This window comes from Streptomyces kronopolitis (assembly GCF_014646275.1).
Taxonomy (GTDB): domain Bacteria; phylum Actinomycetota; class Actinomycetes; order Streptomycetales; family Streptomycetaceae; genus Streptomyces; species Streptomyces kronopolitis.
In genome coordinates this window covers 1-20,732 of sequence record NZ_BMND01000063.1, presented here as the reverse complement: position 1 = coordinate 20,732, position 20,732 = coordinate 1, and the positions used below count along the sequence as shown (strand labels likewise).

The following is a 20,732-nucleotide window of genomic DNA, read 5'->3' as shown; positions in this document are numbered from 1 at the left end:
GCCCGCGGGGCCGCCGTCCTGCCCGGAGGGCTGCTGCGGCTCCGCCGGGGCGCCCTGCTGCGCCCTCGCGGGTCCGCCCGGCTGCTCCGGGCCGGGTGCGGCCGCGGGGCCGCCGGACGCCGCCGTACCTGCCGTCTGCGGCCCCGGAGCGGCCGCGCCGCCCCCCTGGCCGCCGTTCGCTTGGCCACCGCTCGCTTGGCCACCGCTCGCGCCGCGCACCGCGGCACGCGCCGCGGCCGGGCCGGACGGGCCGGCGGGCGGCATCGGCGGATGCGCCTCCGGCCCCGGCACATAGCCCGCCGCGGGCCCGCCACCGGACGCCACCACCGGCGGGGCCCCGGGACCGGGGTCTCCCCCGGGGCCCGCGGCGCCGCCCGCGCCACCGGCCCCGCCCTGCATCGCGGCACCGACACCCCGCTCCAGGCGGTCCAGCCGGGCCTGCACCGACCGCTCGTCGTCGTACGCCGCCGGCAGCAGCACCCGCGCGCAGATCAGCTCCAGCTGCAGCCGCGGCGAGGTCGCCCCGCGCATCTCCGTCAGGCCCGTGTTGACCAGGTCGGCGGCCCGGCTCAGCTCCGCCGCCCCGAAGACGGACGCCTGCGCCGTCATCCGCTCCACGACATCGGCGGGGGCATCGATCAGCCCCTTCTCCCCCGCGTCCGGCACGGCCGCCAGGATCACCAGATCCCGCAGCCGCTCCAGCAGGTCCGCCACGAAGCGCCGCGGGTCGTTGCCGCCCTCGATGACCCGGTCCACGACCTCGAAGGCCGCCGCCCCGTCCCCCGCGGCGAAGGCCTCCACGATCGAGTCCAGCAGCGATCCGTCGGTGTAGCCCAGCAGCGCCGTCGCCATGGCATAGGTCACACCGTCGGAGGCGGCACCGGCGAGCAGCTGGTCCATCACGGACATCGAGTCACGCACCGACCCGGCACCGGCACGCACCACCAGCGGCAGCACACCGTCCGCGACCGGGATGTCCTCCCGCCCGCACACCTGGGCCAGGTACTCGCGCAGCGTCCCGGGCGGCACCAGCCGGAAGGGGTAGTGGTGCGTTCGCGACCGGATCGTGCCGATGACCTTCTCGGGCTCGGTGGTCGCGAAGATGAACTTCAGATGCTCCGGCGGCTCCTCGACGACCTTCAGCAGGGCGTTGAAGCCCGCCGAGGTCACCATGTGCGCCTCATCGATGATGTAGATCTTGTACCGGCTGCTCGCCGGCCCGAAGAAGGCCTTTTCCCGCAGCTCACGGGCGTCGTCCACGCCACCGTGCGAGGCCGCGTCGATCTCGATCACGTCGATCGAGCCCCGCCCGTTCCTGGCCAGGTCCACGCACGACTGGCACGTCCCGCAGGGCGTGGGGGTGGGACCTTCCTCACAGTTGAGGCAGCGCGCCAGGATCCGCGCACTGGTCGTCTTGCCGCAGCCACGCGGCCCACTGAACAGATAGGCGTGATTGACGCGATTGTTCCGCAATGCCTGCTGCAGCGGATCGGTCACGTGCTCTTGCCCGATGACCTCGGCGAAGGTCTCGGGGCGGTAGCGGCGGTACAGCGCGAGGGACGACACGCATACGACGATATCGGGCCGCACTGACAACCGACCGGCCCGCAAACGCAAGCGCCCCCCACGCACCCGCCAGAGCCGACCTACCCTTGCTGCCTTCCGGCCCTGGGGGAGTTCAGTCAGATAGCGCCACGTGAGGGGCTGCGCACCACAGTAGCGGATCCCCGGCCCCGAAAACGACCCGGACCCCCGCCCCCCGACCCCTCCACCCCCTCGCCGACCCCCTCCTCCGGATCATGTTCGCGAGCACTCCCCAACGTCTTGTATTGTTTGCGGCGGAGGATTCGCCTAGTGGCCTAGGGCGCACGCTTGGAAAGCGTGTTGGGGGCAACCCCTCACGAGTTCGAATCTCGTATCCTCCGCCAGTGCCTCACCGGGCACAACGTTGAAGGGCCCCACCGTTCGCGGTGGGGCCCTTCAACGTTGTAGTCGCAGTTCTTGGCGGCAGCTCCGGCTATCGCCCGTTGAGCACGGCTCGGCACACCCTGCAGTACATGGCCGCGTTCCGTCCGTGCCGCCGCATCAGCTGGTTGCAGCCGTCGCACAGCCCGAGTTCCCACGGCGGGCAGCCCAGCGCCGCGGAGGCTGCCGCCCTCTCGACGGGAGTGATCCGTATCGGGTCGCAGGAGCGTGGGGGCGGCAGGCGGGGGAGGGTGCAGCCACCGGTCGGTTGGTCGAGATCACGAAGCGGCCGGGCGTCATTGGCGGACCAGCTGTCGTCGCCTGCCCGGCAGGTACGGTCGATCTCCTGCTCGGCGAAGGTGACCACGTCGTCGTCCTCTTCGACCGGCGCTGCGGGCAAGGGCGTCTCCTCGCCGACGATCTCCTCCCACAGCGCACGATCGGCTGCCGACACCCACATGTGGCGCCCGGCACGCCCGTTCCCCCGGCTGGGCACGTAGACCGGCACGCTCTGCCCCGTCGCGCTCTGCAGGACCAGGTCCTCGATATGGACCGGCTTCTTCCGCGGGAGGCACAGCGCGGGCACGAACCAGTCCGCGTGCACCGCGCCGCAATGGCCGGCACCCTCGCTGAGGAGGCAGTGGCGCACTCCGCTCGGTACGCACTTCCAGACCTCGAGGTGCCGGTACCCGCCGCGGATCACCATCTCCTTGCCGTCGGCGATGTCCTTCCACGGCATGTCATCAACGCGTGCCCAGGGAGCCCGGTCGATCAGTGAGGCTGTCCGGTCCTTCGCCACCCAGAGCGGGGTGATGCCGTGCTCCACGGCGTTGGCCGAGCGCCGGTGCACGCTGCTGGGGCTGAGGTGGTGGTACTGGATCTCCCAGCCGATCCTGCGACCGTCAGGACCGGTGACGACGGCGTCCGACACGCTCCGCCGGTTGGCCATGGGAATCTCGGCCTCGGCGTCCAGGCCGTAACGCCCGGCGGTCTCGACGATCCGCTCCTTGGTGGCCTTGTGCTGGGCGCTCTCCGCCGGAGTCGCCCTGTGCGTGATCGGCAGATGCGAGGCCACGAGCGGTCGCCTGCCCCCGAGCCGGCCTCGACGGATGAACATCCACGGAGACTTCCCGCCGGTCTCCGACAGGCATTCCCGTCCGTCGTGGTGTGCGAGGCATTCGAGCAGCTGCGGGTCGCGATCGGAGACCCTGGCGGTGATCTCCCGCAGCAGATCGGGACGCCCCGGGTGACCGAGGTCGGGCAGGGACAGATTGATCTCTATGCCATATCCGGTGTGCCACACCCCATTTGCCATCTCTCCACCATAGAGACGACCACTGACACCTCAACAGGACGCCAGATCAACGCCGTTGGCGATCAGCGGCTGAGCCGAGGCCATCCCGGCTGACGGTTGGGGCGTGCCACGGCGGTGAGGTCGGTTCGGGGGCTTTGACCATCTGCGGCGCTCAAGGGGTGCCGCTGCTCGATCGGATTCGGATGCAGAGTTCGGTGCAGCGTGTCCGGATTCCGGCGGCGTTCGATGCCGTGCTCGCCGTTCCGTCCGTCACGCGGGATCGATCGGTGCGCTTCTGACCGGCCGCCGGGGGATTCTCCGCGTCGTCGATTCCCTTGGTGCGTAAGGGAATTAGTGGAGTGGGCCGTGGTAAACCGTCGAACGGGTTTTGCGGGATTTCCCGTTCGAGGATTTGTCGGGGGATGGCTCGATCTCGTCGTGGGGGTGGGGAGAGAGGCGTGAAGGGTGGATGTCGAAGAGTGGGGTGCTAGGCGGGAATTGCTGGTTCCTGTGTGGGGCGGTGAACGGCGGTAGCGGCCGTGCTGAATCCGCTTACGGGTGGGGCGAAACCGCGCTTTCCCGGGCGCTCGCACGCGGCGGTCATGAGCGGTGGTGGGATTGCCGGGCGGTGTGGGGTCGGTGCGCCGGGGGCGTGAGCCCGTAGTGCGGCGTCGGCGTGGGGCCGTTCGGTCCGCATGAGGGAGGTCGGGAGCCCGGGGCCAGGGGCGGCACCAGCGCCTTCGCACTCGCGTCGTTCACTCACGTGGGGGTACCGGCGGTGTGGCTCGTCCGGAATTTTTCGTCCTCCGGTTTTGTGGGTGGCGCATACACAGAGCTGGTTTTCTTGCGAACTGGCCCCATTCCACTGGGGAGTTCATGTGATTCAGATCACAGAGGTGGAGATCGGCCCGGTGCTACGTTCCGCAATCAGCAAGTCCGTATTGCTGGTGGCAAAAAACGGAGGTGGCAATGCCCGAGCAGTCCGAGCAGGCGCCCACGGAATACATTCCACCGATGCTGGTCGAGGTCGGTGAGTTCACCGAGGACACCCTGGGCAACTGGCACGGTACGGCGCCCGATTGGTTCTTCAACTACTACTGGTAGGCCTTCTGCCGGAAGTCCGGAAGGTCAGAAGTCCAGGAGTAGTGACCGATGGGGGAGCCGGGCCTGCCGGTACGGAGCCCGGTCTCCTTCTCCATTGCATGAGGGCTTGGGCCCGCCGCGGTGTCGAGGCATTCGGCGCTTCCCCGCGGGGCGCTCTTCGGCCGGCGGCTGGCGGGGGGGGATGGCGTAGTTGAGTGCTGGGTTCGTGGTCCTGCCGGACACCGCCGACGGTGCGGAGATCCGGGCGCTCGTGCCGTTCGCGCAGGCCGGCGTGGTGGCGCACGCCTCCGGGCGGCCGTGGCTGGTCGGTGAGTGGCCTCGCGACCAGATGCGGGTGGCCTCGGTTGGACCGGTGCGGCTCGCCGTGTTCGGGTCGTGCCCGGTCAGCGAGGACGGGCTGGCGGGGATCGCCGCGCGCGTGTCCCGGATGTCCGATGTGGAGCGGGCCGTTCCGTCGCTGCTGGGGTCCTGCCACGTCGTGGCCTCGGTGGACGGGAAGGTCCGGTTGCAGGGCAGCGCCTCCGGGCTGCGGCGCGTCTTCCACACCCGGGTGAACGGGGTGCGCATCGCCGCGGACCGGTCCGATGTGCTCGCGGCGATGACCGGGGCCGGGGTCGACGAGGAGACGCTGGCGCTGCAGGTCGCCTGCGGGCTCCAGGTGCCCTATCCCGCCAACGCGCGCAGCGCATGGTCGGGCATCGGCACGCTCGCCCCGGAGAACTGCCTGCTGTGGGACGGCAACCGGGACCGCGAAGCGGTGTGGTGGAGTCCGCCCGAGCCGGACCGTTCGCTGCGCGCCGGAACTACGGCGGTACGGGATGCCCTGACCTCCGTGGTGGACCGCGGCGCACCCCGGGAAGGCCGGTTGAGCGCGGACCTGTCCGGCGGGCTGGATTCGACGTCCCTGTGCTTTCTGGCGGCCCGGCACACGCCCCGGCTGCTGACCTTCCGCTGGGGCGAGGCCGACGCGGGCAACGACGACGCGGCCTACGCGGGGCATGCCTCGCGGCTGCTCGACCGTGCCGAGCACCTCGTCGTGCCGCAGCACGAACTCCCGGAGATCTTCGCCGACCCCGGCCGCGCGGTGTCCGCCGAGGAGCCCGTCTCGCTGACGCGTGCGACGGCCCGGATCCGCCGGGGCGCCCGGCTGCTCGCGGACCGCGGCGCCCGCCGGCATCTGGCGGGGCACGGCGGCGACGAGCTGTTCTCCCCGATGCCGACCTATCTGCACGCGCTGCTGCGCCGCCATCCGGTGACGGCCCTCCAGCACGTACGGGCGCACTGCGCGTTGAAACGCTGGCCGCTGAAGGCGACGCTCGCCGCGCTCGCACAACCGGGAAGTCTCCCCGCGTGGTGGCGGGAGCAGGCCGAGTTGCTGACCGAGCCCCGCCCGCCCCTGCGGCGCCCGGCGCTGGGCTGGGGCCTGGGCCCCGTACGGGCGGCGCCCTGGATGACTCCCGACGGGGTCGCGCTGGCCCGGGACGCACTGCGCCGCGCCGCCGACCGCGCGCGCCCCCTCGCCGAGGACCTCGCCACCCACACGACGCTGCTCATGATCCGCTCGAATACGGCCAGTTACCGGCTGCTGGCCGGGCTGTACGCCGAGTCCGGGGTGGAGCTGGACATGCCGTATCTGGACGACACCGTCCTGGACGCCGTGCTCCGCGTCCCGGCGCATCTGCACGCCGGGCCCTGGCGGTACAAGCCCCTGCTGGCCGATGCCGTGGACGTCCTGGTGCCGGACGCGATCCGGGCGCGGTCCACCAAGGGCGAGTTCGGTGAGGACATCAGACGGGGGCTGCGCCGCAACCTGCCCGCCGTTCTGGACCTCTTCGCCGACTCCGCGCTGGCGGCCCGCGGTCTGATCGACACCGCCGCGCTCCGGCTGTGGCTGGGCCGCCCGCAGCCGGACAACACCACCGCCCAGGCGCTGGAGAGCGTGCTCGGCTGCGAGACCTGGCTGCGCACCGCCCTCGGCCCCGGCACCGCCCCCCGTACCGGCAACGGCACTGTCACCTCGGAGGTCTGACCCGTATGCGGCTCCATCCCGACGTCTCCATGACGGACACCGACGACGGCACGGTGCTGCTGCATCAGCGCACCGGCCGCTACTGGCAGCTCAATGTCACCGGCAGCCGCGTACTGCACCGCCTGCTGGACGGGGAGACCCCCGAGGCGATCGCCGACGGCCTCGCCGCCGCCCATGGCATCGACCCGCAGCGGGCCCGTCACGACGTCGCCGCAGTGGTCGGGCAACTGCGGACCGCCGAGCTGACGGTGGCCCCATGAGCCAGTCCATGGCGCTGGACCGGCGGGCCCGGCTCCCCCTGCGGCGCCGCCTGCTGCCGCTGCTCGCCGTAGGGGTCGCCCGGCCGCTCGCCCGCCTCACACCGCTGCGGCTGCGCACCGTCCTCGAATTCGCCCGCCGCGGGGCGGCACCGGCCGACGCCGGCCAGGCGCAGCGGGCACGCGACCAGGTCGTCTCGGTGAGCCTGCGCTGCGCCGGGCAGAACTGCCTGCAGCGCTCCCTCGCCACCGCGCTGCTGTGCCGGGCCCGCGGGGTGTGGCCCACCTGGAGCACCGGCGTGCGCACCCACCCGTTCGCCGCCCACGCCTGGGTCGAGGCCGAGGGCCGGCTGATCGGCGAGCCGCATCCCCAGGACTACTTCAAGCCACTGCTGACCGTGCCGCCCCTCCCCCACCCGCGGCCGGACGGGGCCGCCCGATGACCGCCGTGCGCACGGACGGAGCGCACCGCCCCGCCGCCGGCGCGCTCCGGCTCGTCGAGAGCCGCACCACCCGCCCCACGACGGTGGAGATCACCGACTATGTGCGGGCGATGTCCGTCCACTGCCCCTATCTGGCCCCCTCCGTGGAGCACGGGCTGACGGCATGGACGGTGTACGAGGCGGCGGGGGAGCCGCCGGAGGTCGAGGCGGAGGTGTTCCGTGCCGGGGTGCGGGCGGCGGAGTGGGTCCGGACCCGGCTGAGCCGTCCCCGTGGTGCGCTGGTCTGCGAGAACCTCGCGGTGTTCGGCGCCGGCCGGGAGGTGCTGGCATGGCCGCACTGGGCGCTGAAGAACCTCTACGGCCCGGTCGGGGTGATGTTCGGGAAGTTCCCGCTGGGCGAGCAGGTCGCCGACCACCGCGGCCGCACGGTCCCGGAGCCACCGGTCTCGTTCCTGGCCGTGCGGGCCGCCGTACGCGCCCGCGATCCGCTGTTCCTGAGCCGGACGCCGGACCTCGCCGACCTCGTGGCGGAGGCGGCGGACGACGGCCGGGACGTCTTCGCCGGGCTCCCGCGCGAGTGGCCGGACGTCAAACGGTGGGCGCAGCGGCGCCTGCCGAAGCGGTAGCGGCGGCCCGGGCGCCGAGACGGCCTGCGACGCGGGCAAGGAGTTGGGCCGACGAGCGCACGGCCGGGCGGAACGGGACTTCGCCGCGTACCTGACGAACGAGGACGGTCGCTCAGGGTCCGGCGGTGGTCTGCGGGGGGACCGACTCGCCCTCCTCCTCGCGTGCGACGGCCGCGTTCACCGCCTCGGGCGGCATCGCGAGGCGCACGGCGGTGTAGTGGATGACCAGGCTGAAGACGATCACGATGACCAGGTCCCACCAGGCCGGCAGGGCGCGGATGCCGCCGTAGCGTCCCAGGCGGCCGATGAGGACCATGCCGCCCAGCCAGGGCCAGATCCAGACGGCCGACCTTGCGCGCAGGCCGCTGCGTTCGGCCACCGGGATGCCGCGGCGGGTGAGCGCGAGGACGGCGAAGCCGAGCAGGGCGGCGAGGCCGAGCTTCCAGTCCGCCTCGTAACCGGACCAGTAGAAGATCAAGTTGGCGAAGACGAACCCGGCGGGGGCCATGACGGGTCCGCGGGGCAGGCGGTAGGGGCGGTGGCGGCCGCCGTCGCGGACGCGCAGCGCGTGCAGGGACACCGGCGCGAACGCGTACATGATCGCCGCTGCCGAGGTGACCAGCCCGACCAGGGCCTGCCAGCTGGGGAAGGGCAGGAAGGCCAGCTCGCCGACCACGAAGGCGAGGAGCGTCGAGACGACCGGCACGCGGCTGCGGCCGAGCTGGGTGAGGGGCCGGGGCAGGACCCGCTCGCGGCCCATGGCGTACGTGAGGCGGGCGGCGCCGGCCATGTAGACCAGGCCGGTGCCGGCCGGGGAGATCACGGCGTCGACGTAGAGGATGGTCGCCAGCCAGCCGGCCCCGATGGCAGTGGCGAGGGTGGCGTAGGGCCCGAAGTTGCCCTTGCCCACCGGGTTGTCCCAGCCGTGGGTGAGGACGCCGGGGTCCAGGGCGGCGATGAAGGCGATCTGCAGCAGGAGGTAGAGGCCGGTGCCGACCGCCATGGCCACGATCACCGCGCGGGAGACGTCACGCTGCGGATTGCGCGCCTCACCGGCCAGTTGGATGGCCTGCTCGAAGCCCAGCAGCGCGAACACCACTCCGGCGGGCAGCGCCGCGAAGACGCCGTGCGCCCCGTGCGGCGCGAAGCCGCCGCCCGCGGTGAAGTTCGAGCCGTGGAAGGCCAGCGTCATCAGCACCACCACGGTCAGCAGCGGTACCGCCGTCTTCACCACGGCGGTGACCGAGTTGATCCCGGACAGCAGTCGTACGCCGAGGACGTTGATGAGGGTGAACAGCAGCATGAAGCAGGTCCCGACGACCAGGCCCGCGGCGGTGAGGGTGCCGTTCGGGTGCAGCATCCGCACCCGGTCGTGGACCCAGCCGATGCGGTCCAGGTAGGAGAGCGTGGCCTCGACCTCGATCGGCGAGATCAGGACCGAGCGCAGCCAGGACATCCAGCCCGCCGTGAAGCCCACCAGGGGGCCGAAGGCGAAGAAGGGGAAGCGGGCGGTGCCGCCGGCGATCGGGTAGGTGGCGCCCAGCTCCGCGTGGGCCAGTGCGAGCACGGCGAGCATCGCCGAGGCGAGCACCCAGGAGACCAGGGACGCCGGTCCGGCGATGGCGGCGGTGGTGAGGGCACCCAGCAGCCAGCCGGAGCCGATGATCGATCCCAGGGAGATGAACATCAGCCCCCAGAACCCGACCGCCCGGCGGAGGTGGCGGGCTCCAGCGGCGCTGTCACTCCCGGCTGTGGCCGGCCTCGTCACGCGCGCTCCTGGTTCACGGGACCATCTTGGGCCCGGCAGGCGGGGCCGGTGGGACCGACGCGCTGGGTGTCACCCCGTCACCCCGTCACCCGGCCGCCCGTCGGCCCCCGTCCGTGAGGGGGCTGACGGTGGGCGAGGCGTCGTGCGGGTGCGTGGTGCCGTTCTGATGGGGCGGGCGGGTGTGGAACAGCGTGGCGTACAGGCCGTGGTGGGCCAGGAGTTGGGCGTGGGTGCCGGATTCCACCAGCCGTCCCTTGTCGAGGACGAGGACGCGGTCGGCGTCCGCGGCGAGCGCCAGATCGTGCGTGATCACGAGGGTGGTGCGGCCTTCGGCCAGGCGGCGCAGCGGCCCGAGGATGCGCTGGGCGGCGAGGGTGTCCAGGCCGGTGGTGGGCTCGTCGAGGAGGAGTACGGGCGCGTTGCGCAGCATGGCGCGGGCGATGGCGACGCGTTGCAGCTGACCGCCGGAGAGGCGGGAGGTGCCGGGGGCGATGACCGTCTCGTAGCCGTCGGGGAGGTCGGTGATGAAGGCGTGGGCGTCGGCGGCCCGGGCGGCGCGGACGACATCGTCGTGGGTGACGTCGCGCCCGCAGGCGATGTTCTCCTCCACCGTGTCGTGCAGAACGAGGGTCTCCTGGGGGAGCAGGGTGATGTTGCTGCGTATCTGGGCGAGGGGCAGCCGGTGCAGGGGGATGCCGTCCAGCCGGACGCTGCCAATGTCCGGGTCGTAGAACCGCAGCAGCAGGGCGGCCAGGGTTGACTTTCCGGCACCGCTGGGGCCGGTGATGCACACGAGTTCCCCGGGTACCGCGCTGAACGAGAAGTCGTGGAGGGCCTCGTCCGTGTTGCCGGGGTAGCGGAAGCCGACCCCGCAGGCCTCGACCGCGCCGACCGCGCGCTTCGGCGCCGGCACGACGTCGGAGGGCTCCGGATCGGTGACGGCGGGCCGGGCGTCGAGGATCTCCAGCAGTCGCTCGGCTCCGGCGGTCGCCTCGGTGACCGTCAGGCCGAGCTGGCCCAGTCCGCGGATCGGCGGATAGAGGTAGCCGATGAACGCGGCGAAGGCCAGGAGCTGGCCCAGGGACATCCGTCCGGCGGAGATCTCCCAGGCGCCCAGGCCGATGATCGCGAGGACGCAGATCGTTTCGAGGACCTCGACCAGCTGCCCGTACAGCTCGTTGAGGCGCGCGCTGGTCACCGAGGCCCGCAGCCAGCGGCGGGCCTCTCGGCGGAGCCGCGCCTGTTCGTCGCGCTGCCGGTTGTAGGCCTGCGTCAGGACGACGTTGACCAGCCCCTCCTCCACTACGGAGGTGATGGCGCCGTCCGCGACGCGTTCCCGGCGGGAGACCTCCTTGACCCGGCCGGTGAAGCGGCTGGCGGCGATCAGGAACAGCGGGACCAGGGCGAACGTGGCGAGCGCCAGGTCCCAGCGCAGCCACAGCGCGGCACCGGCGTAGAAGAGGACGGCGAAACCGGCCGAGACCGCCTGCACCAGGCCGGTGACCACCAGTTGCTCGATGGCGTCCACGTCGCCGGTCATCCGCTCGACCAGGTCACCCCGGCGGTTGCGCTGGAAGAAGTGCGGGGGCAGCTTCTGCAGATGTGCGAAGACCCGTGCCCTGAGCCGCATGACGAAGCGTTCAGCCGTCCAGGCGGCGAGTGAGTTGCCCAGATATCCCACGATCGCGCCGGCGACGGCCACCGCGAGCCACAGTCCGGCGGGTCCCCAGAAGGCGCTGACCGAGCCCTTCTGCAGGGCGTTGTCGGTGAGTTGGGCGAAGAGCAGGATGGCCGCGGTCTCCGCGAGCGCGGCCACGATGGCGCACAGGCAGACAATGACGATCCAGCGCCGGTCGCCGCGGGTCAGCGGCCAGAATCGGCGTACGGATTCCTTGAAGCCCACCCGCCGGGTGCGGATCGAGGTGTCGACGACGAGCTGGTGGAACACGTTGTCCGTGTCCGAGGGCGGCCGCCCCCAGGTCCGCGTCGCGGCCCCCGGAAGCCCGGAGCCGTCACGGTCGCCGTAGTCGTCAGGATCCCGGTCCGGAAATTCTCTACGCGAAGATTCCCCGCTCGGAGATTCCCCACTCGGGGATTCGCCGCTCGCAGAACCCCTGTCCGGAGCATCGCTGCCAGGCGCATCGCTACCCGGGGAATCGCCGCCGGGCAGGACGGGTCCCCGTCCCACGGGTGGTGGTTCCGCACCTCGTTGAGGCGCTTCGAGGCGCTCTCGGCGCCGGCGTGAGCTGCGCAGATGCATGGTCGCGACTCATCTCGTCGCTGCTGCTTCGGCTGTTGACCGGGGCCACGTGGCACGGGCCCCCTAACCAACGAGGCGGACCCGCGCGGTACGCGAGCCAGCCTCGAACTCAGGGGTGAGGGTCAGTAACCGCGTCCGCGGTCCCGGCCTCGTCCATCGCGCCTGCGGCGTCCGCGCCCGCAGTCGTCGTATCCGCGTCCGCGGCCACGACGGTCGTGGTCACGCCTGCGCCTTCTCGGGAAAACCTTACGGAAGCTCATCTTCGCCTCCTCATAGTGTGTTCCTTGTTGTCGAACCGATACCGGCTACGACAACTCCCAAGCTACGACGCTCACCTGTCTCCAACAAGCTGATTTGCGTGAAAATTCAGACATAAGCCAATATTCTTCTCAAACGTAACAAAGGGTGTTGGGCGGCTACTCTCCGGATACCGATTTACCCCTCTCCACGACACCCACCGGCGGGGCCCGAAAAGCCCCCGCGCCCGGCATTTCCCCCAGCGCCGAATGGCCAGTTGACGGGAAGTCGGGGCTGGTGGGGGCGGGGGCGACTGACGTTTGGACGGGGCGGGGGATGGGGTGGTGGGGTGCTGCCTGGGAACGGGGCGGCCGATTTCCGCCGGCCTGCCGGCGGGCCCCTCACGCAGCGTCGAGTGTGGAACACCGTCGGCGACTCATTCAGTCGGCGGCACGTGGGAACCGTCAGTCACCGCCCCTCACCCGTCGCTGCGGACGACGATCGTGCCGCGCACGCCGTGCCCCCCCCTGGTCCCCAAGCACCCTGGCGAACCTCACCACCCCGGCGCCCCTCTCCGCGCCGTCGCTGACATCTGGCGGGAGGGCGCAGGGGTGGGTCGCGGAGTGAATGCCGGGGGTCGATCCCGGGGTGGGGGTGCGGTTCATGTCGCAGGGTGGGTGTCGCGGTTCGGGGGCCGGGGAGCCGGGGCTGCGGGCCTCCGCATTTGTGCCCTCGCCGTCTGGTTCCCTGGCTCCCTGCCCTCTGGTTCCCTGGCTCCCTCCCCCTTGAAGCAACTCCTTCGCCTTAAGTCGTAAGGTGGAGCCATGAGCCCCAGGCCGATGACCCGCCCCGGGGGGCGCAGCGCCCGCGTCCAGGAATCGGTGCATGCCGCCGTGCGTGACCTCGAGGCCGAACAGGGCCGTGCCGCGCTGACCGTTCCCCTGATCGCCGCCCGCGCCGGTGTCACCCCGTCGACGATCTACCGCCGGTGGGGAGACCTCCAGGAGTTGCTGTCCGACGTGGCCGTTGAGCGCCTCCGCCCCGAGACGGAGCCCGCGGATCACGGAGCCCTGCGCACCGATCTGGAGGCCTGGGCCGAGCAGTTCCTGGAGGAGATGGCCTCACCCCCGGGCCGGGCCTACATCCGTGACGCGCTCGCCGGGGATCCGGACGGCAGCAACGCGGGGCAGTGCTCGGCCTACGCCGCCGAGCAGGTTGGCGTCATCCTCGCCCGCGCGGCCGACCGGGGCGAACAGGCGCCGGACGCCGAGGTGGTCATGGATCACATCGTGGCGCCGATGATGTACCGGCTGGTGTTCCGTCCGGGCCCGCTGGACGCGTCGTACGCCCGCGGCCTGGTGGAGGCGACACTGTCCGGGCTGATGCCGCCCGGCTGAACGCGGTTCTTGTACGTGCGCGGCGGTAAGCGCGCGCAGCGGCAGGGCGCACGTCATTGGGTGGGACGCCGTGCCGGTCGGGATGCCGTGCCGGGCCGGGCCGCCCTGCTGAAGCCGACCGCGGTTGCGTCAGGTTGCCTGGTCTTCGCTGAGTACTCGGCTTACGTAGGTGGCCAGTTGGGCGCGGATCCGGTGGGGCGTCATGCCCTCCTGGTCGACGAGGTATTCGACCAGGTCGGCGCGGGTGGCGGCGAGCAGGGCGTGTGCGGTGAAGTCGCAGTCCGCCGCCCGGTCGAGCACCCCGGCCCGAGGGTCGGGCGTTGTGCACCCGTCCGCGTCCTTTTCCACGCTGCCGCTCTCCTCGTCCGCTTCAGCGGCTCCCGCGCGCCCCGCGGCCTCCGGCGGATGTGGCAGCCGCTGGAGGGTTTCGCGCAGCACGTTGTGCCACCACGCGTAGGACGCTCCCTCGTACGGGCTGCCGCTGCCGGACTCCTCCAGGGCGAGGGAGAGATGGCGGTGGTCGAGCTTGAAGCGCAGGAGGGCGTCGAGCAGCGCGGGCACCCGGTCGCGTGGTGCGGCCGAGGGGCCGAGGGGCGCCGGGCCCTCCTCCACGGCATGCCGCAGTGGCTCGATCCGTGCCTCGAACACCTCCCGGATCAGGCCGGTGCGATCGCCGAAGCGGCGGAAGAGCGTGCCCTTGCCGACACCGGCCGCCGCCGCGATGTCGTCCATCGACACGCTCCGGGGGCTGGCGCTGCGGGCGAAAAGCTCATCGGCCGCCGTCAGGACGGCCTCGCGGTTGCGGAGCGCGTCCGCGCGCGCCTTGCGTTCGGCCATGGCGGTCTCCGACCTCCCCTTTACGAAACGGACCGGCGGTCCGTATAGTCGCGGTAACGGCAAAGCGGACCACTGGTCCGTATCGTATTCCCGTCAGTGTAGAGGCGAGGCACCCCATGAACGACGCCGCCCACCACGACCGCACGGCACCCGCCGCACCCCGAACGTCGATGCCCACCACCGCGTCCCGAGCACCGGCGCCACCCGCTGCGAACCGAACGCCGGCACCCCACACGCCCGTCCCCTCCTCGCCAGGCACCTCGTCACCAGGTACCGCCACACCAGCAACCACCCCGCCAGACCCCACCTCACCAGCCACCACCCCGTCGGAGCTCTTTCGGTGTGGGCTGCGGATGCTTTTGGACAAGGACGTTGACGGATGGGTGGCGCTGTGTGACGAGCGCGCCGTGTTTGAGTTTCCGTTTGCTCCGGAGGGCTATCCGAGGCGGCTGGAGGGCAGGGCGGCGGTCGCCGGGTATCTGCGGGACTACCCCGACCACATCGATCTCCACGCCTTTCCGCACGTCGAGATCCACCGGACCGGGCGGCCGGACACCATCGTCGTCGAGATGAGCGCGACCGGCCGGATCGTGGCGAGCGGCGCTCCGTACGCGATGGACTACGTCGTCGTGATGACGGCCGTCGGCGGGCGCATCACCCGCTACCGCGACTACTGGAACCCGCTGGGCGTACCGGCCTCCATGGACGCCGCGAAGACCCGCACCGCCCGGGAGGGCTGACGGCACACAACGCCCCGGCCCACCACGCACACCGCCCCCGCACGCTGACGGAGCCTCATGAACGACAGCCCCACCCCGACCCACACACCCTCGGTCCACACACCCGCGGCCCACACGCCCCCGCTCCACACGCCCTCGGCCCACGCGACCCCCGCTCGCGCGGAGGCCCCGTCCCGCACCACCTCGCCCCCGGCCGATCCGGCCCGTGGCAGCATCCTGGTCACCGGTGCCACCGGGAACACCGGCAGCCGTCTCGTGGCCCGGCTGGTCGCGCTCGGCCACCCGGTCCGGGCCGCCGCCCGCCGTGCCCCGGAGTTGCCCGGCGCCGAGGGTGTGCCCTTCGACTGGCACGATCCCGCCACTCACGACGACGCCCTGCGGGGCGCGTCCCGGCTCTATCTCGTCCCGCCCGTCGGCGACCCGGACCCGGCCGCGGTCATGCTGCCGTTCCTCGAACGGGCCCGTGCGGCCGGTGCGCGCCGCGTCGTACTCCTCAGCTCCTCCGCCCTCCCCGCCGGGGGCCCGGGGGTGGGCCGGGTGCATGCGGCGCTGCCCGACCACGTCGACGAGTGGGCGGTGCTGCGGCCCTCCTGGTTCATGCAGAACTTCACCGGCGACCATCCGCACGCGCAGAGCATCCGCACCGACGGCGTCCTGCTGACCGCCACCGGCACCGGCCGGGTCGGCTTCATCGACGCGGACGACATCGCCGCCGTCGCCGCCCACGCCCTCACCGACGAGACGGCCCCCGCCGGCGATCTGGTCCTCACCGGCCCGCAGGCCCTCGGCTACGACGACATCGCCGCCCTCGTCACCGAGGTCACCGGCAGGCCCGTGCGCCACCGCTCCCTCACCGTCGAACAGCTCCGGGAGCGCCTGGCCGCCTCTCTGCCCGCGGAGTTCGCCGCCCTGCTGGCCGGGCTGGACCGGGCCATCGCCGACGGCGCCGACGACCGCGTCACCGACACCGTCGAACGCCTCACGGGCCGCCCACCGCGGAGCTTCCGGGAGTTCCTGATCCGTGCGGCGGGGTAGCGGTAACCGGGGCCATGGGTCGGGGGCCGGGGCCGGGGGCCAGGTGGCCGCTGCACGGCACCGTGGCGCCATCCATCAGCCCGCACCCCAGCCCCCGGCCCCGGCCCGACCCGACCCGACTAGGCCCGACCCGGCCCCATCACACGGCCGACCGCCCCCACCCGCGCCCTACGCCTTCCCGTGCCCCTGCACCTGCCCGTGTCCCTGCGCCCTCCCGTGTCCCTGGACACGCGGGTGCTGCACCTTCCCGTGCCCCTGAACACGCCCGTGCCCCTGCACCTTCACCTGACGGTGCCCCAGAACCTGCCGGTGCCCCTGAGCCCCATGCCCCTGCACCTGACGGTGGACCTGCCCCTGAACCCGCCCGTGTCCCTGGCCCTGGCCCTGAACCTGCCGGTTCGCCTGAACCCGCCCGTGTCCCTGCGCCTGCCCGTGCGCCTGAACCCGTACCGGTCCCTGGGCCTCCCGGTGGCCCTGCACCTGTCCGTGTCCCTGCACGTTGTTCGTCCCCCGGGTCCCGTCCGGGTCCTCCGGGTTGGCGGGGCGCTCCTGGTCGTCCGAGGCGTCGGAGTTGTCCGACGGGTCGCCGTTGTCGGAGGGGTCACCGGCGTCCGAGGGGTCACCGGCGTCCGACGGGTCGTCGTCATCCGACCGGTCGGCACGGTGTGCGGGGTCCGGGCGGGAGGACGGGTCCGGCCGGTCGGAGGGGCCGGGGTCGACGGAGGGCTGCGGCTCGCGGGGGCCGTCCGGGCTCAGCTGGAGGCTGCCGAACCTGACGTTGCGCCAGTCGCGGCTGGGCACCACGGTCAGCCTGGGGCCGGTGCAGTCACGCGAGCTGTAGAGGTAGAGGTCGGTGGGGGTGTCGTTGTCCACCGTGCCGTAGCCGTCCCCCACGCCGTAGCAGTGGTCGTCGCCCGGGTCGAGGATCTCGTGCGGCCGGTTCTCGGGGCGGGTGTGGTACGTGATGACGCCGGTGACGGCCTGGGCGCCATGGGGGGCGAAGGCCGCGAACGCCCCGGTGAGGGCCAGGGCGCCAAGGAAAGCGGTCATGCGTCGCACAGTCGGAACTCCTCGTCAGCCACGGGCGGCGGTCCGAACGGCCCGGGTCTGGCCCTTACGGGATGTCGCCATGTGGGTTCCCGACGCATCATCAGAATATTCACCTCATAAGGGATATTCACCACGCAGCAGGACATGCCGCGAGGCGTACGGGGGGGGGCCGACCGGCGTGGCGTCCCCACCCCGCCGACCCCCGGACCGGGCCCCCTCCCCCTACGGGCCGCCGCCCGGGTCCCCAGGACCCCCGAGACCCCCGAGCCCCCAGGCCCCCGGGCTACCCCACCCCCGCACCCGCTCCCGCACCCGCACCGGCTCCCGCTCCCGCCCCCACCCGATGCAGCCGCGCCGCCGACGTACCCAGCCCGCCCGGCGCCCCCAGCCACCCCGGCGAACCGGCCGGGTGGCGCAGCTCGGGCTCCGTGTAGCGGCGGCAGCCCCGGTGCCAGGTGAGGATGCCGGCCATCCAGTTCTCCAGCTCGCGGACGTATCCGTCGAGCGCCGCGCGGGCCTCCGGGGAGAGGTCGAAGTCGTCGCAGACCACCGGGAGTTGGTGCGCGGCGGTGTGCTGGAACTCGTCCATGCGCGAGGCCATGAGGTCGTGGACGATGTGCAGCGCGGTCGGGTAGTCGCAGTCGAAGAAGGTCTGGACGACCAGGATCCCGTTGTGGAGCTCGCCCTCGTACTCGATCTCCTTCTGGTACGAGAAGACGTCGTTCAGCAGGCAGGCGAAGTCGGCGGCGGAGTTCTCCAGGGCGCGCAGGGTGCCGCTGCGGTAGACCTCCGGCGGGACGACCTGCCGGCCGGGGCCGAGGCGGCTCAGGCTCATGGTGAGGTCGGAGCCGAAGGTCGCCCGGCGCATCTCGATGTAGTCGACCGGGTCGGGGATCCGGTTCTGGACGTGGTTGTCCAGCTCCCAGAGCCAGCTCGCCGTCATCACGTCGACGGCCTGCCGGAACGTCCGGCGCGCCTCGGGGGTCATCGGGGCCGCCGTACGGGCCCACAGGTCGGCCAGCCCGCGTTCGAGGGCATTGACCGGCTGCGACGCCGGGGCCGCGAGGTCGAGGGGCATGAAGGACGACAGCCGCGCGGTGCACAGCTTCGCGGCGGCGAGGTCGCGCGGCCGCCCGAAGACCTGCGGGTAGTAGTCGTCGGCGTAGGTGCCCCAGGCCAGCCAGGCGGAGGCGAGGTCGAGTTGTCCGGGGGTGGCGTCGGGGTGCAGGCCGGCCGCGCACAGCGCCAGATCGTGGCGGATCATCGCGGGCTCGTCCCAGACGTCGGACAGCGGCACACCGGGCTGCGGCCGCAGCATGCCCATCCGGTGCGCCCAGGCCACGAGCCGGCCCCGGGCGCCCTCCAGATGCGGGCTGAGGGTGGTGGTGAACGGCATGGAGATCTCGGGGATGCGGGACGGGCCGACCTTGGGGTGCGGCACATGGGTGGTGCTGCGCAGGCGCGGCCCGGCGGCGGTGGCCAGGGCGGTGTGCAGGTCCGCCGCCGAGGTGCCCAGGCCGCCGAGGGAGAAGGGCGACCAGGTGGGCGCGGGGCGGGCCGCGGTCCCGCCGCCGTTCATGTAGCGGCTGGAGCGCAGGTGCCATTCGTGGCCGCCGGACTGCCAGTCCTGGAGCCCCTTGGCGTACGCCAGCACGTCCGCGCAGGACGCCGCGTCCAGGCGCTGCTCGGCGAAGAGCACGGGGAGTTCGGTGACCACGGTGTTCTCGAACTGCTGCAGCCGCGAGGTGATCAGGTCGTTGACGGAGTCCGCGGCCTCCTGGGTGGTGCAGTCCAGGAAGGTCTCCAGCACCAGGACGCCATTGCTCAGCTCGCCCTCCTCCTCCGTCTCCCGCTGGTAGGAGAAGAGGTCGTTGCGCAGGTGGACGGCGTCGGAGAAGGTGTCCCGCAGCACCCGCAGCGGACGGGATCCGGCGACGGCGGCGGGCACCTCGGCGCCGGTCGCGTACTCCACCAGGCCCGCCGACCAGGGCGCGCCGCCGACCTTGCGGCGCATCTCGATGTACTCGACGGGGTTGGGGACCCGGTGGATGCCGATGTTGGAGAGTTCCCAGAGCGATTCGTTCAGCAGATGCTCGGTGCTCTCGGCGAACCGCCGCCGCCAGTCCGCGGACATGTGCGGCACGGTGCGCGCCCACAGGTCGGCGAGTCCCGCCTCGACCGGGTTGGCCGGCTCGGGAACGGGCGTGGACAGGTCCATCGGCATGAACGCCGGCAGCCGGTCGAGGTACTCCTTGCCGCCCGCCCGGTCCAGCGAGCGCTTGAACTCCTCCAGGAAGTGGTCGTCGAAGAAGAAGACCCAGACGTACCAGTCGGTGACCAGGGAGAGCGCGTCGGCGTCGCAGTCCGGGTGGGTGTAGGCGCACAGCAGGGCGTAGTCGTGGGCGTCGAGGTCCCGCTGCTCCCAGATGCCGGAGCCCTCCAGCATTCCCATCCCGCGCGCCCAGGTCCGGGAGTGCGTGCGGGCCGCCTCCAGATGCGGGTTCAGCCGTGCCGGGTGGGGCGTGTAGAAGGTGGGCAATTCGAATGGCTGCTGCGACACCGTTGCTGGCCTCTTTCCTTCGCTTTCCCTGCGGGTATCCCTGCGGATCCCCTGCGCACGGGAGGAAGGCGCGCCGGTCCACGCCCCCCTTGACGGGGGCAGCGCTACCCCGGTGACCGGCGGCTTAGGCCTTATGGAGGAGGAGCTTCCGCCTCCATGCCGCTTTGGTTCGAGCAGCTCCGAACCAGGCTTATCTGCCGCTGACTTCTGGCAGTTTTCTTTCGTTCGTGGCGGCCCTCGGACCGGTCTCCGCGGTGCGCAGGGCGAGGGCGGCGAGCGCCTCGGGGGCGCCGGCCTGGCCGCGGATGCCGGGGAACGCGTTGACGTCCACGAGCAGCGGGGCGCCGTCGCCGGCGTCGAGGACGTCCACGCCGTAGACCTCCAGGCCGAAGACCTCGCCGGCCCGCAGCGCGGCGGCCCGCCAGCGCGCGGGCAGTTCGCCGGGCGGCAGCGACCGGGTCGGTCCGCGGCCGCCCGGGGCCAGCTCCGAGCGGCGCAGCCCGGCGAAGAGCCGGCCGTCGACCACCCACAGCTTGTGGTCCCAGCCGCTGTTCTCGGTGAACTCCTGGACCACCACCGGCTCCTCGGCCCAGTCGGCGGCCAGCTCCCGCAGCCGTGCGGCGCCGTCGGCGCGGGCCACCAGGTCGTGGCGGCGGCTGAACCGGCTCTTGAGCACCAGCGGGCCGGCCGGCTCCCCGGCCGCGGCCAGCCGGCCGACCGTGGTCACCGCGGTGGTGGCGGCGAACGGCAGCCCGGCCGCGCGGGCCACCTCGGCCATCGCGACCCGGTCCTGGCAGCGGGCGGTCGCCGCCGCGGAGTTGAGCACCGGGGCGCCGTGCTCCTCCAGGAACGCGGCGAGCGCCAGCGCCCGCGGGGTGCGTGCCTTGAGCAGATAGACATCGGCGAGCGGGAAGAGGCCGGGGCCGGCGGTGGCGGTGGCCGGGTCCAGGCAGATGACCCGGTGCTCCGGCGTCAGCAGCGCGGTGAGCGCGGCCAGCAGCGGATGGCCGGGGTCGGCGGTGAGCAGACCGATCCTCACCGGCCGCCGCCGATCGGCGCGGTGGGGCGGGCGGGGCGCGGGAGGGCCGGCACGGTGCGCGCGGCCGGCGCGGCGGCCCCCGCCGCCCCCG

General features: G+C 72.5%; 16 protein-coding genes, 1 tRNA gene and 1 other RNA gene. 9 read left to right on the top strand and 9 right to left on the bottom strand.

Annotation, left to right across the window (positions count from 1 at the left end; translation table 11 throughout):
- Positions 1-1,566 (bottom strand): DNA polymerase III subunit gamma and tau (locus IEY78_RS32645; protein WP_189104538.1); only part of this gene is annotated, 1,566 nt, incomplete at its 3' end.
- Positions 1,567-1,610: 44 nt separating this feature from the next.
- Positions 1,611-1,709: signal recognition particle sRNA small type (gene ffs / locus IEY78_RS32640), an RNA gene on the bottom strand.
- Between the two features lie 131 nt (positions 1,710-1,840).
- Between ffs and IEY78_RS32635 the strand changes: the two genes are divergently transcribed.
- A tRNA-Ser gene (locus IEY78_RS32635) sits at positions 1,841-1,928 on the top strand.
- An 89-nt stretch (positions 1,929-2,017) separates the two neighbouring features.
- On the opposite strand, the gene IEY78_RS32630 is transcribed toward IEY78_RS32635, so the two are convergent.
- The gene (locus IEY78_RS32630) at positions 2,018-3,280 is read right to left on the bottom strand and encodes a competence protein CoiA family protein (protein WP_229700319.1); all 1,263 of its coding nucleotides are present in this window, start codon (positions 3,278-3,280) and stop codon (positions 2,018-2,020) included.
- 948 nt (positions 3,281-4,228) lie between these two features.
- On the opposite strand from IEY78_RS32630, the gene IEY78_RS32625 reads away from it, so the two are divergent.
- The 5 genes from IEY78_RS32625 to IEY78_RS32605 all read left to right on the top strand — a co-directional run bounded on the left by IEY78_RS32625 (position 4,229) and on the right by IEY78_RS32605 (position 7,718).
- Positions 4,229-4,363 (top strand): lasso RiPP family leader peptide-containing protein, encoded by a 135-nt coding sequence (locus IEY78_RS32625; RefSeq protein WP_189104536.1) that lies wholly within the window; start codon positions 4,229-4,231, stop codon positions 4,361-4,363.
- Between the two features lie 205 nt (positions 4,364-4,568).
- The gene (locus tag IEY78_RS32620; RefSeq protein WP_189104544.1) at positions 4,569-6,392 is read left to right on the top strand and encodes a lasso peptide isopeptide bond-forming cyclase; all 1,824 of its coding nucleotides are present in this window, start codon (positions 4,569-4,571) and stop codon (positions 6,390-6,392) included.
- 5 nt (positions 6,393-6,397) lie between these two features.
- Positions 6,398-6,652 (top strand): lasso peptide biosynthesis PqqD family chaperone, encoded by a 255-nt coding sequence (locus IEY78_RS32615; protein WP_189104534.1) that lies wholly within the window; start codon positions 6,398-6,400, stop codon positions 6,650-6,652.
- Entirely contained in the window at positions 6,649-7,092 is a 444-nt protein-coding gene (locus tag IEY78_RS32610) for a lasso peptide biosynthesis B2 protein (protein ID WP_229700317.1), read from the top strand. Before IEY78_RS32615 ends, IEY78_RS32610 begins: the two co-directional genes overlap by 4 nt.
- Entirely contained in the window at positions 7,089-7,718 is a 630-nt protein-coding gene (locus tag IEY78_RS32605) for a hypothetical protein (RefSeq protein WP_189104533.1), read from the top strand. The genes IEY78_RS32610 and IEY78_RS32605 overlap by 4 nt, the downstream gene beginning before the upstream one ends.
- A 112-nt stretch (positions 7,719-7,830) precedes the next feature.
- On the opposite strand, the gene IEY78_RS32600 is transcribed toward IEY78_RS32605, so the two are convergent.
- Together IEY78_RS32600 and IEY78_RS32595 are read right to left on the bottom strand one after the other, a co-directional pair.
- Positions 7,831-9,486 (bottom strand): APC family permease, encoded by a 1,656-nt coding sequence (locus tag IEY78_RS32600; RefSeq protein WP_189104531.1) that lies wholly within the window; start codon positions 9,484-9,486, stop codon positions 7,831-7,833.
- 85 nt (positions 9,487-9,571) lie between these two features.
- Complete coding sequence (locus IEY78_RS32595; protein WP_373294292.1) at positions 9,572-11,746, bottom strand: ABC transporter ATP-binding protein; 2,175 nt, start codon at positions 11,744-11,746, stop codon at positions 9,572-9,574.
- A 1,061-nt stretch (positions 11,747-12,807) separates the two neighbouring features.
- Here IEY78_RS32595 and IEY78_RS32590 point away from each other — a divergent pair.
- Positions 12,808-13,380 carry a TetR/AcrR family transcriptional regulator gene (locus IEY78_RS32590; protein WP_189104529.1) on the top strand — a complete coding sequence of 191 codons (573 nt, stop codon included), beginning with the start codon at positions 12,808-12,810 and terminating at the stop codon, positions 13,378-13,380.
- Between the two features lie 129 nt (positions 13,381-13,509).
- Here the strand turns inward: IEY78_RS32590 and IEY78_RS32585 are convergent, their stop codons facing one another.
- Positions 13,510-14,217, bottom strand: a complete 708-nt coding sequence (locus IEY78_RS32585) for a TetR/AcrR family transcriptional regulator (RefSeq protein WP_189104527.1) — start codon at positions 14,215-14,217, stop codon at positions 13,510-13,512.
- A gap of 353 nt (positions 14,218-14,570) precedes the next feature.
- On the opposite strand from IEY78_RS32585, the gene IEY78_RS32580 reads away from it, so the two are divergent.
- Together IEY78_RS32580 and IEY78_RS32575 are read left to right on the top strand one after the other, a co-directional pair.
- Complete coding sequence (locus tag IEY78_RS32580; protein ID WP_189104525.1) at positions 14,571-14,957, top strand: nuclear transport factor 2 family protein; 387 nt, start codon at positions 14,571-14,573, stop codon at positions 14,955-14,957.
- Between the two features lie 57 nt (positions 14,958-15,014).
- A complete protein-coding gene (locus IEY78_RS32575; protein WP_189104523.1) occupies positions 15,015-15,992 on the top strand; it encodes an NAD(P)H-binding protein in 978 nt (325 codons plus the stop codon).
- A 168-nt stretch (positions 15,993-16,160) separates the two neighbouring features.
- Here IEY78_RS32575 and IEY78_RS32570 read toward each other — a convergent pair whose 3' ends face one another.
- The 3 genes from IEY78_RS32570 to IEY78_RS32560 all read right to left on the bottom strand — a co-directional run bounded on the left by IEY78_RS32570 (position 16,161) and on the right by IEY78_RS32560 (position 20,641).
- Positions 16,161-17,042 carry a chitin-binding protein gene (locus IEY78_RS32570; protein ID WP_189104521.1) on the bottom strand — a complete coding sequence of 294 codons (882 nt, stop codon included), beginning with the start codon at positions 17,040-17,042 and terminating at the stop codon, positions 16,161-16,163.
- A gap of 283 nt (positions 17,043-17,325) precedes the next feature.
- A complete protein-coding gene (locus IEY78_RS32565) occupies positions 17,326-19,602 on the bottom strand; it encodes a terpene synthase family protein (RefSeq protein WP_189104519.1) in 2,277 nt (758 codons plus the stop codon).
- A gap of 190 nt (positions 19,603-19,792) precedes the next feature.
- Positions 19,793-20,641 (bottom strand): ATP-grasp domain-containing protein, encoded by an 849-nt coding sequence (locus IEY78_RS32560; RefSeq protein WP_189104517.1) that lies wholly within the window; start codon positions 20,639-20,641, stop codon positions 19,793-19,795.
- Between the last annotated feature and the right edge of the window lie 91 nt (positions 20,642-20,732).

What these genes read in the sequence shown, in the direction of transcription:
- IEY78_RS32625 (WP_189104536.1), top strand. Translation starts at nt 4,229, where the DNA reads ATGCCCGAGCAGTCCGAGCAGGCGCCCACGGAATACATTCCACCGATG.
- IEY78_RS32580 (WP_189104525.1), top strand. Translation starts at nt 14,571, where the DNA reads ATGCTTTTGGACAAGGACGTTGACGGATGGGTGGCGCTGTGTGACGAG.
- IEY78_RS32605 (WP_189104533.1), top strand. Translation starts at nt 7,089, where the DNA reads ATGACCGCCGTGCGCACGGACGGAGCGCACCGCCCCGCCGCCGGCGCG.
- IEY78_RS32570 (WP_189104521.1), bottom strand. Translation starts at nt 17,042, where the DNA reads ATGACCGCTTTCCTTGGCGCCCTGGCCCTCACCGGGGCGTTCGCGGCC.
- IEY78_RS32575 (WP_189104523.1), top strand. Translation starts at nt 15,015, where the DNA reads ATGAACGACAGCCCCACCCCGACCCACACACCCTCGGTCCACACACCC.
- IEY78_RS32630 (WP_229700319.1), bottom strand. Translation starts at nt 3,280, where the DNA reads ATGGCAAATGGGGTGTGGCACACCGGATATGGCATAGAGATCAATCTG.
- IEY78_RS32610 (WP_229700317.1), top strand. Translation starts at nt 6,649, where the DNA reads ATGAGCCAGTCCATGGCGCTGGACCGGCGGGCCCGGCTCCCCCTGCGG.
- IEY78_RS32585 (WP_189104527.1), bottom strand. Translation starts at nt 14,217, where the DNA reads ATGGCCGAACGCAAGGCGCGCGCGGACGCGCTCCGCAACCGCGAGGCC.
- IEY78_RS32615 (WP_189104534.1), top strand. Translation starts at nt 6,398, where the DNA reads ATGCGGCTCCATCCCGACGTCTCCATGACGGACACCGACGACGGCACG.
- IEY78_RS32595 (WP_373294292.1), bottom strand. Translation starts at nt 11,746, where the DNA reads ATGCATCTGCGCAGCTCACGCCGGCGCCGAGAGCGCCTCGAAGCGCCT.
- IEY78_RS32590 (WP_189104529.1), top strand. Translation starts at nt 12,808, where the DNA reads ATGAGCCCCAGGCCGATGACCCGCCCCGGGGGGCGCAGCGCCCGCGTC.